Below are 15,344 nucleotides of genomic sequence, written 5' to 3' on the forward strand. Positions count from 1 at the left end.
GAAACGTTCAGGCAGCGGCGGCGTACTTCGCCGGGTCGGCGTCGAACGCCGGTCCGCACCCCGCGCAGCAGAAGTAGTAGCGCGTGCCTTCGTAGTCGCGGAACAGGCCGGCGGCCTCGGCATCCGCGATGACGACGGGACTGCCGACCATCACCGGACACTCCGCCATGTCCCCGGCTGCGGGCGCCAGCAGGTCCTTGCGTCCATCGGCGGACACGGCGGTGGTGCTGTTCACGCTGCAGCAGGAGGCTGCGGGGGAATCGGACATGACATTCTCCTCTGGGGTATCAACGGGATCCGGGCGTGGAGACCGATGCCGCGCGATCCTGCGCCGCACCGCTCCGTGCCGGAGAGGGATCCGCCGCCTGGCTCCGGAACGAGCGCAGCCGGAGGCTGTTGCCGACGACGAAGACGCTGGAGAACGCCATCGCCGCACCGGCGAGCATGGGGTTGAGCAGACCGAGGGCCGCGAGCGGGATCGCCGCGACGTTGTAGGCGAAGGCCCAGAACAGGTTGCCCTTGATCGTGCCGAGTGTCCGTCTCGAGAGGCGGATCGCGTCCGCGGCGCTGCGCAGATCGCCGCGGACGAGCGTGATGTCGCTTGCCTCGATCGCGACGTCGGTGCCCGTGCCCATGGCCAGCCCCAGGTCGGCCTGGGCGAGCGCGGCTGCATCGTTGACGCCGTCGCCGACCATCGCGACGACCTTGCCCTCGCGCTGGAGCCGGGTGACCACGTCGACCTTGTCCTTCGGCAGCACTTCCGCGATCACCTCGGCGATCCCGACCTCCGCCGCGATCTGCTCGGCTACCGCTCTGTTGTCACCGGTGAGAAGGATGGGCGTCAGCCCCAGACGCTTCAGCTGCGAGATGGCCTGCGCGCTGGTCGGCTTCACGGTGTCGGCCACCACGAGCACACCACGGGCTTCCCCGTCCCATCCCACGGCGATGGCCGTCTTGCCCTGACTCTCCGCCTCCGCCTTCGCCGAAGCGAGGTCGGCGGGCAGATGCTGCGACCACTCCGCCAGCAGCGATTCACGGCCCACCAGCACGGCATGTCCGTCGACGACGCCCTGGACGCCCTTGCCTTCGACGTTGACGAAGTCCTCCGCCGCGGGGAGCGCTCCGATCTCCTGGGTCGCGGCCTTCGCCACCGCCTGCGCGATCGGGTGTTCCGAGGCATCCTCCACCGCACCCGCAAGGCGGAGCAGCTCCCGCCTGTCGACCCCCGCCGCGGTGTGCACCGCGGTGAGTGTCATCCTGCCGCTGGTGACGGTCCCGGTCTTGTCGAGCACCACCGTGTCGACCTTGCGGGTCGACTCGAGCACCTCAGGACCCTTGATCAGGATGCCCATCTGCGCGCCCCGTCCCGTTCCCACCAGCAGCGCGGTCGGCGTCGCGAGACCGAGTGCACACGGGCACGCGATGATGAGGACGGCGACAGCGGCGGTGAAGGCGGCCGACGCCGGGAATCCGGCTCCGAGCCAGGCTCCGAGCGTGGCGAGGGCGATCGCGATGACGATGGGCACGAAGATCCCCGACACACGGTCGGCGAGCCGCTGCACCTCGGCCTTCCCGGTCTGCGCGTCCTCGACCAGCTTCGCCATCTGCGCCAGCTGCGTGTCGGATCCGACGCGCGTGGCACGGATGATCAGACGACCGCCCGCGTTGACGGTCGCGCCGGTCACGGCATCCCCCTCGCCCACCTCCACCGGCACCGATTCACCGGTGAGCATCGAGGCGTCCACCGCTGAGGTCCCCGACACGATGATGCCGTCGGTGGCGATCTTCTCTCCTGGGCGCGCGACGAACTCATCTCCCGGCTTCAGTTCGGCGGTGGGGATCCGCGTCTCGATGCCGTCGCGGATCACGGCGACGTCTTTTGCGCCGAGTTCGAGCAGCGCCCGCAGTGCCGCCCCGGCCTGGCGCTTGGACCTCTTCTCGAAGTAGCGCCCGGCGAGGATGAACATCGTCACCCCGGCGCCCACCTCGAGATAGATGTTCGCCGCACCGTCGCTGGGTGCCACGGTCAGTTCGAACGGGTGCGTCATGCCGGGTGCCCCCGCGGTCCCGAAGAACAACGCGTACAGCGACCACAGCAGTGCGGCGATCGTTCCCATCGAGATCAGCGTGTCCATGGTGGCAGCGCCGTGCCGGAGGTTCGTCCACGCCGCCTTGTGGAACGGCCATGCCGCCCACACGATGACGGGTCCGGCCAGAGCCAGCGAGAGCCACTGCCAGGAGGTGAACTGCAGCGCCGGGATCATCGCCATCGCGATGACGGGCACGGTCAGGATGATCGAGGCGACGAGCCGGTGCCTGAGGCTGGTCAGCTCCGCGTCCGACGCGTCGGTCACCTCGCCGGCGGGCGTCTTCGCTTCCGGCATGGGGAGAACGGCGGTGTAGCCGGTCTTCTCCACCTCCGCGATGAGCAGCGCCGGGTCGAATCCCTCCGGTGCGGTCACCTTGGCCTTCTCCGTCGCATAGTTCACGGTCGCGGTGATGCCGTCGATCCGGTTGAGCTTCTTCTCGATCCGCATCGCGCACGATGCGCAGGTCATGCCGCCGATCTCCAGCTCGACGCTGGTCGGTGCGGCTGCGGACTGCGTGTCCGTCATGGTGATCTCCTCGATCCTCGCGCTGCCCGTACGACGGCGGGAAGCGCACTTCTTGTGGACGGCTTCAGTGCTCGTCGTGCTCGTCTTCGCCCGTGCCCGTCGACGACCCGTCGGCCGGAGCTTCCGCGTCCAGCACGAACGCTGCGGTGTGCACCGTCCCCTCCACCTGGAAGTCGAGGTAAAGCAGGTATCGTCCCGCGGTGGGCGTCTGGGCGGTGAAGACCACCTCGGGGCCGGCGACGTCGCCGGGAGCCGGCTCATCGCCGTGCGCGTGGACGTGCAGGTAGGCGAGGTCTCCCTCCCGCAGCGCGACGAGGTGGCCGAAGGCGCCCAGGTAGGGCTCGAGCGTCGTGACGGGCACGCCGTCTCGGCTGACCTCGACGGTCAGCTCGCTCGCAGCACCGGCGACGAGGTCGCCGGTGATCGACACGTCGAAGCCGTCGACGGCCACGCGCCTCTCGGTTCCGGTCGGGGGACGCGGTTGGAAAACGCCCGCGATGTCCACCGTCCGTGAAAGTGTCACCGGCGTCCCGCCCGTCGCGGTGAAGTCCGCATAGACGCGGTAGGTTCCCGCCGCATCCCAGGTCCACGGCAGCGACCACGTGCCTGTGTGTTCGTCCCGTTCGGGATGGACATGGCGGTACCCGCTGCCGTCGCTGCGCACCACGATCAGGTGCAGCTGCTTGCCGTGCGCGGTCTCATACGAGGTGACGGGGGTGCCGGCGGCGTCCCGGATCACGAAGGACAGCTCCCCCGCGACTCCGCTTTCGTCCGGCGCTTCGACCACGCCCATGGCGTATCCCGATGCGGCGATGGTCACTCCACTCACGTCGATCTCCTCGTCCATCCCGTTCTGAGTGTTCTGCTCTGCGCCTTGCGGGGACGGCCCGTCATGACCGGCGCCCGCGCGTCCCATCCAGGACGCGACCGCACTGTCCGGGACGATGGCGCCCGCCGCGGCGAATGCGATGCCGAACACCATCACGAGTCCCGCGCCGTAGAGGCCGAGACGGCCAGCGGTGTTCATCAGGCCGGCACCGCCTGGTATCCGGCCTCGTCGACGGCTGCGAGGATCACCGCATCGTCGAGCGGGTGTGCGCTCGTCACGACGAGCCTGCCGGTCTGTGCGCTGACGTCGATCGAGTCGACTCCGGGAACCTGGCCGACCTCGCTGCGGATAGCGACCTCGCAGTGGCCGCAGCTCATCCCGCTCACCTGGTACTCGCTCGTGCTCATGACGGTTCCTCTTTCGTTCTCGCATACCCGGGTGGGGTACTCCTTCACGCCAACCCTATACCCTCCAGGGGTATTCCCGTCAACCGGGCGCGCTCGTCTCGCCGATCGCGCGCATCGCCCGCCGGGGGTGATCGAAGCGTCTCGGTCACGCGGCGGGATGACAGCCTGGACCCGCTGCCGACACTCGGCGAGAAGCGAGGATCTGACATGACCGGACACCCCTCCCTGCCTTCGTGGCGCGACACTCCGACCCGCACGGACATCGAGGATTTCGTCGCCGCCGTGACCGTGGGGCCGGACGCAGTCCCCATCGAGGAGCGGATCGCCGTGTTCGACAACGACGGGACGCTGTGGCCCGAGAAGCCCATGATCACCCAACTGCACTATGTCGTCGAGCAGTGGCGAGCCGCCGCCGAGCGCACACCCGAGCTCGCCGAGCGCCAGCCCTACCTCGCGGCCGTGAGCGGCGATTACGGCTGGCTGGGCACGGCGATCGACAAGCACTACGGTGGCGACGACTCGGATCTGACGATCATCATCCAGGCGCTCGTCGGGCTCACGCACGGGATGAGCGTCGAGGACTACGCGCGTTCGGTGGCCGAGTTCTATCGCACCGCTCAGCACCCGACATTGAAGCGCCCCTATTCCCAGACGGTCTATCAGCCCATGGTCGAGCTGCTCCGATACCTGGAGCACCACGGCTTCACCTGCTACATCGTCTCCGGCGGCGAGCGCGACTTCATGCGTCCCATGACGCAGGCGAACTACGGTATCCCTCCGGAGCGCGTGGTCGGATCGGCCTTCGGCCTGACATGGGACGATGCGGACGCGACGGTGCGGTATTCCTCCTCCCTCGCCTTCTTCGACGACGGTCCGGAGAAACCCGTCCGCATCTGGACGCGCATCGGCAGGCGCCCGCTGTTCGTCGGCGGCAACTCGAACGGCGACACCGCGATGATGGACTTCGCCCGGCGTGGGCCCCGCCCCGGATTCGCGATCCTGATCCACCACGACGACCCGTCACGCGGTGACACCCCCTATGACGCCGGCGCGGAGAAGGCCCTCGCGAGCGCCGACGACAAGGGCTACACGGTGGTCAGTGTGAAAGACGACTGGGCGACGGTGTTCCCCGCGGCTCCCTGATCACTCACGAGACAGCATGGCCGCTGCCTCGAGCTCGAGATCGCGGTACTGCTCGGTGCTGACGTCGACGCCGACACCCATCAACCTGCCGCCCGTGAACGGGAACGGATTGCGGTACTGCCGACTCACCGGATCCGCACTGTCCCATCCCACGCAGAGCCCGTCCCCGCACAGGGTGAACTTGCCGACCTGCGCGCGCATCGGCCCGGAGGCGACCGCCTCATCATCCACGTAGAGCGTGGCTGTCCCCACCGACTCACCGTGCTCGCCGGCGCTCTCGCGGGTGAAGTCCACGCCCAGCGTGTGCGGTCCGGGCGTGAGCTCCGCGGAGGTGAACGTCTGCTCTGGGGGGATGCCGAGGAAGTTGTAGACATACGAGAGACGGTTGTCCTTGATGAAGAGGGTGTGACCGCCGAATCTCGACCCGTGCGCGAAGATCACTCCTTCCGCTCCCTCTTCCAGCACGACGTCGGCGACGATCTTGTACGACCGCCCGCGCAGGTTGACCGCGACGCTCTCCGGCACCGCATCGGTCCCCGGGTAGTACACGTAGCGTTCTCGAGCCGGTTCCGCCTGCGGGCGCTCGACGTTGAGCAGTTCGCGAGCGGAGCGGTCGTCCAAGGGAAGCGCGAAGTTCGCCTTCGCCTCGTCGAACCACACGGCGATGAGCTCCTGAAGCTTCTCGGGGTGCTCGGCGGCGAGGTCCTTCGACTCGGAACGGTCCGAATCGACGTGATACAGCTCCCACACGTCGTCGTCGAAGTGCCCCTTGCCGCTGAGCGGCGCGTGGACGGCGGACGCCTTCCAGCCGTCCTTCCAGATGCCGCGTGTTCCGAGCATGGAGTAGTACTGAGTCCGCTTCTGCGTGGGCGCGTCCGGATCGGCGTCGAAGCTGTACTTCATCGACACTCCGTCGAGCGGATGCTGCTGCACACCTCGGAATGTCTCCGGCATCTCGATCCCGATCACGTCGAGCACGGTGGCGACGACATCGACCGAGTGGTGGTATTGATGACGCAGCTCCCCCTTCGCGCTGATCCCCTTCGGCCAGTGGATGACCATCGGGTCGCACGTTCCCCCTGCATACTGCGAGTAACGCTTGAACATCTGGAACGGCGTCGAGAACGCGGCGGCCCACCCGGTCGGATAGTGGTTGTAGGTGTCTGCGGATCCGAGGCGGTCGATCATCGCGAGGTTCTCCGCGAGGTCGTCGGGATACCCGTTGAAGAACTTGTTCTCATTCACCGAGCCGTCCGGAGATCCCTCCCCCGAAGCTCCGTTGTCGGCGCAGTAGAAGACCAGCGTGTTGTCGAGCTGATCCGTCTCCTCCAGGTAGTCGATGATGCGACCCACCTGCGTATCCGTGTACTCGGAGAATCCGGCGAACACCTCTGCGAAGCGGGCGAACAGCCTCTTCTCGTCGTCGTTGAGCTCGTCCCAGGGGCGCACGCGATCCGCGGGGTTCGCCACCTCGTCGGGAAGCGGGTTGAGCGGTGTCATCGCCGTGCCCTCCGGCAGCACTCCCTTCTCGATCATGCGATCGAGCACCCACTCCCGGTAGGCGTCGTAGCCGTCGTCGAACCGGCCCTTGTACTTGGCGATGTACTCCTCTGGTGCATGGTGCGGCGCGTGGTTCGCGCCAGGACAGAACCAGAGGTACCAGGGCTTGGAAGGATTCGAAGCCTGCTGATTGCGGATCATCTTCAGGGCCTGGTCGGCGAGGTCCTTCGACAGGTGGTAGCCCTGTTCCGGCGTGGCCGGCGCCTCGATGAAGTGGTTGTCCTCGACCAGGTCCGGGTACCAGTTGTTGGTCTCTCCCCCCAGGAATCCGTAGAACCGGTCGAAGCCGAGCTGCAGGGGCCACATCGATCGGTCCCCGCCGGGGGCGTTGTCCTCTTCCGGGACGTTGTGGTCCTTGCCCACCCAGAAGGTCGAGTAGCCGTTCTGCTGCAGGATCTGGCCGATCGTCGCGCACTCCCCCGGCAGGCGTCCCGCGAATCCGGGGAACCCGTTGGTGCCCTCCATGATGACCCCGGCGCGGTTCACGTGGTGGTTTCGACCGGTGAGCATGGTCGATCGGGTCGGCGAGCACAGCGCCGTCGTGTGCCACTGCGTGTACGTGAGCCCGTCTCGGGCAAGGCGGTCCATCGTGGGCATGCTGATGCGGCCACCGTACGGCGACCAGGAGGCGAGTCCGGTGTCGTCGTAGAGCACGACGAGGACGTTCGGTGCACCATCGGGAGCCTTCCGCAGCTCGTACGGTGACCAGTCCGGGACCGAGTCCCGCACGTCCAGTTCGATCTGACCGGCGAAGTCCGCGTTGAATTCCGACATCCTCTGCTCCTTCGATCATGAATGCGAGGCCGGCGACGTCACAGCGGCGCCACCCTCCACGTCTGTGTCTGTGTCTGTGTCTGTGTCGACGTCGCTCCGGCCCGCACTCGTCCCGTCGGCATCGGACGCCCCCGCGACCGCTGGGGAGGGAAGCTCCGGACGTCGGAGCAGCTCGATCACGATCACGAAGACGACGAGCCCGGCGGTCACGCCGAGCACGGTCCCGAACGTCACCGGTCTGGTCACGACGAGGACGAGCACCGCGATCGCCATGCCCACGAGCAGGAGGGGTCCATGCAACCGCTCGATCATGAGACCGAGCCGACCTGTCGAGAATCCGCGACGCTCCCACGTGCCGCGCGTTGCGGAGAACCCGCTGTCGAGTGCGCTCCGCAGGGCCACGGCTGCACGGCTCGTGCCTGCACCCCATGCCCAGACAGCGATCAGCACGCCGACCATCGCCAGCGCGGCGATCGTCGGGCTCAACAGCGACGTCACCTGATCGAACAGCGACTGCGCGGCCGCCGCGGTCATGATCGACGGGCTGACGGCACCGATGAAGAACGTGCGCCCGATGCCCACTCCTCCTGCGAGGAGGAGGAATGCGGCAGCGAACGCCGCACTGGTCCAGAACAGTGCCCGCAGTCGGTTGCGCGCCACCGCGATGCCGACGACCACGAGACCGAGAACGACCCATGGCAACCAGAAGCCGGCGGCGACGGCCACCTGGTACAGGGTGCGCACCAGCACCAGCGCGTCGGCCTGAGCGATCGGAATCGATCTGTCGATCTCGGGGATGAGGTCGGCGAATCCGATGCCGCGTTCTTTCAAGGCATCCTTGACCCGGTCGACGACGAGACCGAGATCTACCGAGAGCACACCGTCATCTGCGAGTTGCAACGCGGTGCCTGGGCTGTTCTGCATGATCGCGACAGCGCGCTCATGGGTGAAACGGAGCGACTGAGCCCAGATGTCGGCGAATTGGTCGGAGGCGACGACGTCATGGATGACACCGTCGACGAGGGATGTCAGTCCGCTGGCCGCCGGCGCTTCCAACAGGGAGAGCGCCGACGAGGCTCGGGGTGGCAGATCGAGCTCACGGAGCCCGTCGAACACGTCGCCGACGACGGCGTCGAAGTCCACCTGCTCCTGGATGGCGGAGCTGACCTGATCGGCGACGAAGTCCTGAACGTCGGGGTCGGCTGCGAGAGGTGCGAACGTCGCGACGAAGCGATCGGCGTCCACGAGCTGCAGACGCGCCCACGTCCCCATGGCGGCGATCGGCGCCAACAGCACCGCCACCGCCAGGACGATTCCCGCGACGACGCTCCTGGCCACCGGACGGCGTCGTGGCTTCGCGAGCTCGGCGTTCTCCTGCTCCAGCAGGGCGACTCGTGCCCGTAGATCGTCCAGTTCGCTCATTCGCGCTCTCGTCTCTGCTGTCGTTCCGGCGGCGGGCGATCTCGTCGTCAGCTCAGGAGCTTCTGCTTCGCTGCGGCAAACTCGGCTTCCGAGAGCACACCGGAGTCCTTCAGGGATGCGAGCTGCTGCAGCTTCGCGATCAGATCGTTCCCCGCTGCGGGGGCTGCCGGCGGCGGTGAGGAGTACTGCGTGGCGGCGTTCTGCGCGGCAGCGTCGATCTGTGCCTGCTGCTGCGCGGCCTCGTACTGCTGCTGTTCGTACTCCCCCTGTGCACGCTGCTCCTGGTGCCGTGACATCGCACCGCCGATGGCTGTCGCTGTTCCCGCAACCACCGCGGTCCTGGCCGCGAGGCCGATGAGCCCCGGCCGGCCGAATCTTCTCAAGGGCATGTCATTCACCTTCCTGGTCGAGGATGTCCATCACCGCGTTCACCACGGGCGCCGGGACGCGCTCCGTGCGCAGCACCTCGCCCCCCGCCGCCGCGAGGTTCTGTGCAAGGGCGCGCGCGAAGGTGAGCTCGAGTACCACGAGTGCCGCAGACCGGCCCGGCGCGAGCGACGCGGCCAGCGCCTCGACGTCCTCCTCGCCTGCCAAGCCCGCGGCGATCGGCTCGAAGTCATCCAGACCGAGCGAGCCGTCCTCATCCTCGAGCTCGACGACCTCGACCGTCCCCGTCTCCGATTTCGCGATCACGACGAAGTCGAGCAGCCGCACCACTCCGCTGTCGACGAGATCGGTCAAGGCAAGGAAAGTCGCCGGATCCGGACGCGACCCCTCGAACCCGACGAGGTAGAACTCGGCCGGACCGAATCGGAAGTCATTCATGAAGATTCCCTTCTCACGGCGCGCACGCCGACCGTGAACGACTCGATGCTCGCACCGCCTCCCCGGAAAAGCGCCGCGCTCTCACCCGCGGAGGATGAGAGCTCCGGCGCCGGCCCGACGCCGGGTCGCCCGTGCAGGGTGACCGGTGCGTTCGCTCCGCGGTCACCGCTGGCACCATCGCCGTAAGCAACAACTCAACGAAAGAGGTGCGACGTGTCCATTTGGGAAAGCTTCTGGGACATCATCTGGTGGTTCTTCTGGGTCTTCGTGTTCGTCTCCTACCTGATGGTGCTCTTCAACATCGTCGCCGACCTGTTCCGGGATCACACTCTCAACGGCTGGTGGAAAGCCGTCTGGATCATCTTCCTGATCTTCGTCCCGTTCCTCACGGCGCTCATCTACCTGATCGCGCGCGGCAGGGGCATGGGCGAACGGAGCGCGTCGGCGTACCGCGAACAGCAGCACGCAGCGGACTCCTACATCCGCAGCGTCGCCGGGTCGAGCCCCAGCGATGAGATCGACAAGGCGTCCAAGCTGCTCGCCGCCGGCACGATCACCCCGGACGAGTTCTCGGCCATCAAGGCCCGTGCGTTGAGCTGACGTCGTGGCTGAGGCGGTCGATCTGACGAGACTCCGGGCGCTCGGCGACGTGGAGTTCGTCGTCGTCCGCCTCGAGGACGACCGCCTCGGCTCCCACGTCCTCGAGGCGCTCCTACGCCAGGTGGAGAACGGCGCCATCCGCCTGCTCGACGTCGTGATCATCAGGCGTCTCGGTCCTGACGAACATCGCCTCGTCGAGGTGGATCGCGATGATTTCACGCTCGCGGGTCTGGTCCTGGGAACGCCGGGGCTCATCGGAGCGGACGATGCAGGACACTTCGCCGCGAGGATCCCGATCGGTGCTCTCGCCGCCCTGTTCCTCGTCGAACTCGCCTGGGTGGAGCGGTTCGCCCGCGACGTGGACTGCAGGATCGATCGGATCCTCACGACGCAGCAGATCCCTGCCAGGGTCGCGAACACCGTCCTCTCGTCGGCCCTTCGCGGGCCGTGACTCCGTTCAGGGATGGCGCGGGTCAGACGGTCGTGCGCACGGCCTCGCGACGCGACGACACTCCGAGCTTCCGGTAGATCGCGCGCTGGTGCGTCTTCACCGTGTTGATCGACACCGCGAGCTCACGAGCGATCTCCTGCAGGGTACGCGCTGTCTGCAACTGCTGGAAGACGTCGCGCTCCCGTTCGGAGAGAGCGTCCACCGGCGAACCCGCGTTGTCCTTCGCCAGTGATCTGCCGATGAAGTCCTCGAACTGCGTCCCGAAGTGCACGTGCTCGGCCAGCAGTTTGCGCGCGGCCGTGTCGCGCGGACCGAACGGAAGACGGATGTCCTCCCCCGCGGCGACGGCGACAGCGGCCTCGCACAGCTCATGTGCCTCGTCGTGGTGGCCCGCACGACGTCGCAGCAATGCCGCCGTGAGCAGGGTCGAGGCCTTCACGTAGGAGACGTCGCCGAAAGCGCGCAGTGACCTCAGCATCTCCAGTGCGGCGGCGTACTCGCCGGCGCGCCGGAGCACACCCGACAGCGCGACGTTGACGACCGGCAGGTCAGGGCAGTGGATGTATTTCCGGGCGATCCGCATCGCGCGGTCCTGTCGACCGACGGCTTCTTCGAGCAGAGCGACCGACGACTCTCGGAAGGCCGGCCACGAGATGCCGTGCACCACCTCCAGCGGAATGTCTTGGATACCGATCGCCGCGCGGCGGCAGACGGCGACGTCTCCGGTCTCCGCAGCCGCGTAGGCGATCATCATGCGAGCCACACTCGTGAAGGAATGGTCGGAGCCGGCGTTGTTGACGACGACGCCGAACTCGCGGATCGCGTCGTCGAGCTCCCCCGCCCAGTACGAGACGTATCCCGCTGCCACGGCCGCGCTGCCTCCCGCATACGTGCTCCACGGAAGTCCGACATCATCGGCGCGCTCGACGGTGCGGAGCGTTCGCCGTGCCTCGACGAATCGGCCGGCCCAGGTCTGTCCGAAGGCGAGGTGCCCGAGTGATCGCTTCGCGAGTTCGCGATCCCCTGAATTCTGAGCCTCCCGGGCCGCGGCGGAGAAGTACTCGAGAGGGACTGCCGGGTTACCGCGATGACGGATCTCCGTCCATCCGAGGAGATAGTTGAGCGCGGCTCGGTCCCCGAGATCCGTGGAATCCGCTTCGAGCAGCATCTGCCGCACCTTCGCGCGCGCATCCGCCACCGCCGCACGCTCGTCGGCGATGAAGAGCCGCGCGATCTGCAGGACGGCGGGCTCGTCGACACCGCCCGGTGTCGCCACCGTCGCCTCCGCCCGACGGAACAGCTCCCTCGCCACGCGATGATCGCCGAGCACGTCGCTGGCGCACGCACGCACCAGAAGCACCTGCGCGTCGTCGGGCACCCGATGCAGCATCTCCATCGCCGTGCGTTCGACCTCGTCGGCGCGGGCACCGACCACGAGCCCCACCCAGTGCCGGAGCAGCGTCTCTCTGGCACCGAAGAAGTCCGAGGCGTGGAGCGAATGCGCGATGGACGCTGTCGGATCAATCGCCTCGAGTGCGGACGCCGCGCGACGATGACATGCGGCAGCGCGCTCCGCATCACCGGCCAGAATCTCCGCGCACCGCCGTGCGAAGGACGCGTGCCATCGGTACACGACACCGTGCGGACCCTCGAACCTGTCGAGGAAGAGACCGAGTCGCACGCACGTCTCCAGCATCGCCGGAGCATCGGCACGACCGGTGACCGCTGCAGCGAGCTCGGGAGTCAGCTCACCGCAGATGCTGGCCTCGAGGACGAAGTTCGAGACCTCGACCGGGAGTGCACCCAGCACGTGCTCTCTCACGTAACCGCCGAGGAAGCTCGAAGCGCTCTGTGCGCGGCTGTCCGGCTTGGCTCCGCCGATCATCATCAGTCTGACGGCGATAGGCCAGCCTCTGGTCTCCTCCATGATCGTCGCGCACGAGAGGCCGTCCGGTTCCTGGTCGAGGAGTTGCTGCACCTCGTCCCCGGTGAAGGAGAGTGTCTCCGCACCGACGAACGAACCGGGATGTGTCACCCGGTGCCGGGAAAGCGTCACCTCGAGAAGCGTCGTCCCCACCAGCACCACGCTGAGAGTGTCCGGAGCCTGCTCTGCCAGCATCCCCAGCAGACCTTCGCGCCACGCCTCCCCTGCGCGATGCGCATCGTCGACGACGAGATGCACGCGTTCCCCCGACTCCTCGAGGACTCGGCAGATCTCCTGATAGGCGCGATAGGGATCCTCCAGGTCCCGGTCGAGGTCGAGGTCGAGACCCGAGCGCTCAGCGGCTTCGACGAGCGCGTTAACGACCCCCTGAGCCAGCCTGGCGGGATCGGAGTCGAACGTGCTGAGCCCGAGCCATGCGACATGGTCGAGGCGGCATGCCCAATCGGCGACCGCGGTCGTCTTGCCGAAACCGCTCGGGGCGCTGACCACGGTCAGCGGGTGATGGGCTGCGGCTTCCTCCACCGCTGCGCTCACCCGTGCACGGTGGATGGCGCCCGGCTGGGGTGCGGGCGGCCGGAATCGCACCGTTGGTCCCGGTCTCGACGAACGTACGGGGTGCGACATGGCACCAAGCTAGTGGCGTCTCGAACACCCCTTCAAGGCCATCCTCCGGGTGATCTTTACCCGGCGGCTTCGGTGGCCGCGTCGCGTCTGAGCGCGTCCGCCGTGCGGATGAACAGGATGATCCAGGTGAACACGAGGGTGCCGGCCACCAGCTCGACCGCAGTGAGCGTGTAGTAGCCGATGGCGAAGAAGACCGACAGCACCACGATGACGAGCAGGAAGACGTACCCCAGCATGAGGAAGGTCCGCGAGACTCCCGGCACCCACCGCCGGAGTCCGACGACGGCCACGGCGAACGCCACGACCATTCCCGACGCCACCCCGGTGTGGAGGGCGAAGTGTTCGTCCACGGGGAACACACCGACCAACGCGAGGAAGACCCCGACGACGACGAGGCAGGTCCGAACCGCGATCACCCCGCGCGGATGCGTCGTCGGAACCTCCTTCGTCGCGTACCTCGCCAGCGTGGTGACCAGCACGCCTGCGACGATCAGAGTCAGGTTGAACGCTCGGGCCGACAGATCATCCGTCATGCCGAGCGCGCTGAGGTTCTCCTGCCACCATTGCGGATCACTCGCGGTCAGCATGCTCGCCAGGATCCCGAGGATCAGGAACACCGCGAGCACCGTCGCGAGCATCTGGAGATCGAGATGCGTCGACGAGTAGTACGTCACGTATGCCGAGAGTCCTGCCGCCGCCCCGGTGAGCATGAGCACCGGGACCGGGAAGACCACCGCTCCGCTGAACGCCGCTTCGATGACGACGGCTGCGAGTGTCCATCCGAGCAAGGCGATCACTGCGTGGGCGAAGGCGAAGGCAGCGATGTCGACGACGTCGAGCGCACCGAGGCGCTTCCGTCGTGCAGGATCGGAGGCGATCACGCGTCCTAAGACGAAGACCACGGTCGCCGTGACAGCGGACGCGAGCGCCGCGAACTGCCCGACGGAATCCGGCCCGGAGATGGGCGCCCCCTGCAGTCGGAACACCACGAGGGCGACGAGAGCGGCGATGATGAAGGCGCAGATCGAGATCTGAAGGCCGATGGCCTCTCGAGACCGTTCCCGCATGGCTCCCTTCGATCGGGCTGCCGTGAGGAGGTCCGGTGATGGGGGCGACGACGACATGTGCTCAGTCTGGGGCTCTGCTCCTGCCTGAGCGAGCGCCCTTCACCCCCCTGGGGCGATGGCGCCGCCACCCCAGGGCATCACCCCCGAGGGATGAGTGGCCGACCCGCGGCGAGCGCGCGCGTCGCATGCTGGTCGGATGTTGCGGATGAACCTGCGAGCGAGCGGTCGCCGCCCGTGAGTCTGGACGCGCTCTTCCCGGACGGCCTCTCGCCGTGGCAGATCGTGCTCGCGGTGCTCTCGGTCCTCGTCGGTTGGCTGCTCTCCCGTTTCGCACGCAAGGGCGTGCTCAAGATCACGAAGCGCGCACCGGGTATCTCGGACTCCGTCGCCCAGCTGGCGGCACGGTTCGCCCAGTACTCGCTGCTGCTGATCGGGATCGGGGTCGGGCTGGCCTTCCTCGGCGCGAATGTCCAACCGCTCCTGGCGATGACCGCGATCGCGGTCGTCGTTCTGGTCCTCGTGCTCCGCGGCGTCGCGGACAACTTCGCGGCCGGGGTGCTGATCCAATCCCGCCAGTCCGTGAAGATCGGCGAGGAGATAGAGGTCGAAGGGCCCGACGGCAAGCTGCGAGGAGTCGTGCAGGAGCTCAACGGCCGGTCGGTCATCCTCTCGACCGTCGACGGTCGGACCGTGCACGTACCGAACGCCGCCCTCCTCACCGGGGTCCTGGTCAACGACTCTCGCCACGGTGCGCGGTGCAGCACCCTCGACATCCGGGTCGAACGGGCGGACGGGATCGATGCTCATGACGTCGTGTCGATCATCTCCCGCGCCGCGAGCGAGGTCGAAGGAGTGCACACCCGCGAACATCCGGGCGTGATCTTCACATCGGTCTCCCCGGCCCGGTGGATGCTCGCGCTCCGCATCTGGCATCACCCGCTCCATGGCACGTCCGTGGTGTCAGCGACGATCCACGACGTGGCAGCGGCATTGGAAGCGGCGGGTCTGCGAGCCGTCGTCTCGGGACATCAGGACGTGCCGCCGCTGGTCGCTCCCGAGCCCTTCTGACCCGTCGACTACGC

At 67.5% G+C, this 15,344-nt stretch carries 14 protein-coding genes; 4 read left to right on the top strand and 10 right to left on the bottom strand.

Going from position 1 to position 15,344, the window contains the following annotated elements:
- Positions 1–7: 7 nt before the first annotated feature.
- The 4 genes from ABRP18_RS10610 to ABRP18_RS10625 all read right to left on the bottom strand — a co-directional run bounded on the left by ABRP18_RS10610 (position 8) and on the right by ABRP18_RS10625 (position 3,851).
- Positions 8–268 (bottom strand): YHS domain-containing protein, encoded by a 261-nt coding sequence (locus ABRP18_RS10610; RefSeq protein WP_046746401.1) that lies wholly within the window; start codon positions 266–268, stop codon positions 8–10.
- A 19-nt stretch (positions 269–287) separates the two neighbouring features.
- Positions 288–2,615: a heavy metal translocating P-type ATPase gene (locus ABRP18_RS10615; RefSeq protein ID WP_349884613.1), complete on the bottom strand. Its 2,328-nt coding sequence runs from the start codon at positions 2,613–2,615 to the stop codon at positions 288–290.
- A 64-nt stretch (positions 2,616–2,679) separates the two neighbouring features.
- Positions 2,680–3,642, bottom strand: a complete 963-nt coding sequence (locus tag ABRP18_RS10620) for a heavy-metal-associated domain-containing protein (RefSeq protein ID WP_349884614.1) — start codon at positions 3,640–3,642, stop codon at positions 2,680–2,682.
- Positions 3,642–3,851 carry a heavy-metal-associated domain-containing protein gene (locus ABRP18_RS10625; RefSeq protein ID WP_046746404.1) on the bottom strand — a complete coding sequence of 70 codons (210 nt, stop codon included), beginning with the start codon at positions 3,849–3,851 and terminating at the stop codon, positions 3,642–3,644. The genes ABRP18_RS10620 and ABRP18_RS10625 overlap by 1 nt, the downstream gene beginning before the upstream one ends.
- Positions 3,852–4,058: 207 nt before the next feature.
- On the opposite strand from ABRP18_RS10625, the gene ABRP18_RS10630 reads away from it, so the two are divergent.
- Complete coding sequence (locus ABRP18_RS10630) at positions 4,059–4,994, top strand: HAD family hydrolase (protein WP_349884615.1); 936 nt, start codon at positions 4,059–4,061, stop codon at positions 4,992–4,994.
- Here the strand turns inward: ABRP18_RS10630 and ABRP18_RS10635 are convergent, their stop codons facing one another.
- Genes ABRP18_RS10635 through ABRP18_RS10650 form a run of 4 tightly spaced genes read right to left on the bottom strand, consistent with a single transcriptional unit; the run spans position 4,995 to position 9,575 of the window.
- Entirely contained in the window at positions 4,995–7,328 is a 2,334-nt protein-coding gene (locus ABRP18_RS10635; RefSeq protein ID WP_349884616.1) for an arylsulfatase, read from the bottom strand.
- 15 nt (positions 7,329–7,343) lie between these two features.
- A complete protein-coding gene (locus ABRP18_RS10640; RefSeq protein ID WP_349884617.1) occupies positions 7,344–8,750 on the bottom strand; it encodes a hypothetical protein in 1,407 nt (468 codons plus the stop codon).
- Between the two features lie 47 nt (positions 8,751–8,797).
- On the bottom strand, positions 8,798–9,139 hold the full coding sequence (locus ABRP18_RS10645) for an SHOCT domain-containing protein (protein ID WP_113681332.1): 342 nt from the start codon (positions 9,137–9,139) through the stop codon (positions 8,798–8,800).
- A 1-nt stretch (position 9,140) separates the two neighbouring features.
- Positions 9,141–9,575, bottom strand: coding sequence for a DUF6325 family protein (locus ABRP18_RS10650; protein ID WP_349884618.1), 435 nt, complete (start codon positions 9,573–9,575; stop codon positions 9,141–9,143).
- A gap of 213 nt (positions 9,576–9,788) precedes the next feature.
- Here ABRP18_RS10650 and ABRP18_RS10655 point away from each other — a divergent pair, with 213 nt between their 5' ends.
- Together ABRP18_RS10655 and ABRP18_RS10660 are read left to right on the top strand one after the other, a co-directional pair.
- The gene (locus tag ABRP18_RS10655) at positions 9,789–10,175 is read left to right on the top strand and encodes an SHOCT domain-containing protein (protein ID WP_061015263.1); all 387 of its coding nucleotides are present in this window, start codon (positions 9,789–9,791) and stop codon (positions 10,173–10,175) included.
- A gap of 4 nt (positions 10,176–10,179) precedes the next feature.
- Positions 10,180–10,626, top strand: a complete 447-nt coding sequence (locus ABRP18_RS10660) for a DUF6325 family protein (RefSeq protein ID WP_061015262.1) — start codon at positions 10,180–10,182, stop codon at positions 10,624–10,626.
- Between the two features lie 22 nt (positions 10,627–10,648).
- On the opposite strand, the gene ABRP18_RS10665 is transcribed toward ABRP18_RS10660, so the two are convergent.
- Together ABRP18_RS10665 and ABRP18_RS10670 are read right to left on the bottom strand one after the other, a co-directional pair.
- Entirely contained in the window at positions 10,649–13,105 is a 2,457-nt protein-coding gene (locus ABRP18_RS10665; RefSeq protein WP_349884619.1) for a LuxR C-terminal-related transcriptional regulator, read from the bottom strand.
- A 146-nt stretch (positions 13,106–13,251) separates the two neighbouring features.
- Positions 13,252–14,262: a DUF998 domain-containing protein gene (locus ABRP18_RS10670; protein WP_181800737.1), complete on the bottom strand. Its 1,011-nt coding sequence runs from the start codon at positions 14,260–14,262 to the stop codon at positions 13,252–13,254.
- A 234-nt stretch (positions 14,263–14,496) separates the two neighbouring features.
- On the opposite strand from ABRP18_RS10670, the gene ABRP18_RS10675 reads away from it, so the two are divergent.
- Positions 14,497–15,330: a mechanosensitive ion channel family protein gene (locus ABRP18_RS10675; protein WP_179515937.1), complete on the top strand. Its 834-nt coding sequence runs from the start codon at positions 14,497–14,499 to the stop codon at positions 15,328–15,330.
- The last annotated feature ends 14 nt before the right edge of the window (positions 15,331–15,344 follow it).

The sequence above is a fragment of the Microbacterium sp. WHRI 7836 genome, assembly GCF_040223885.2.
GTDB lineage: Bacteria > Actinomycetota > Actinomycetes > Actinomycetales > Microbacteriaceae > Microbacterium > Microbacterium oxydans.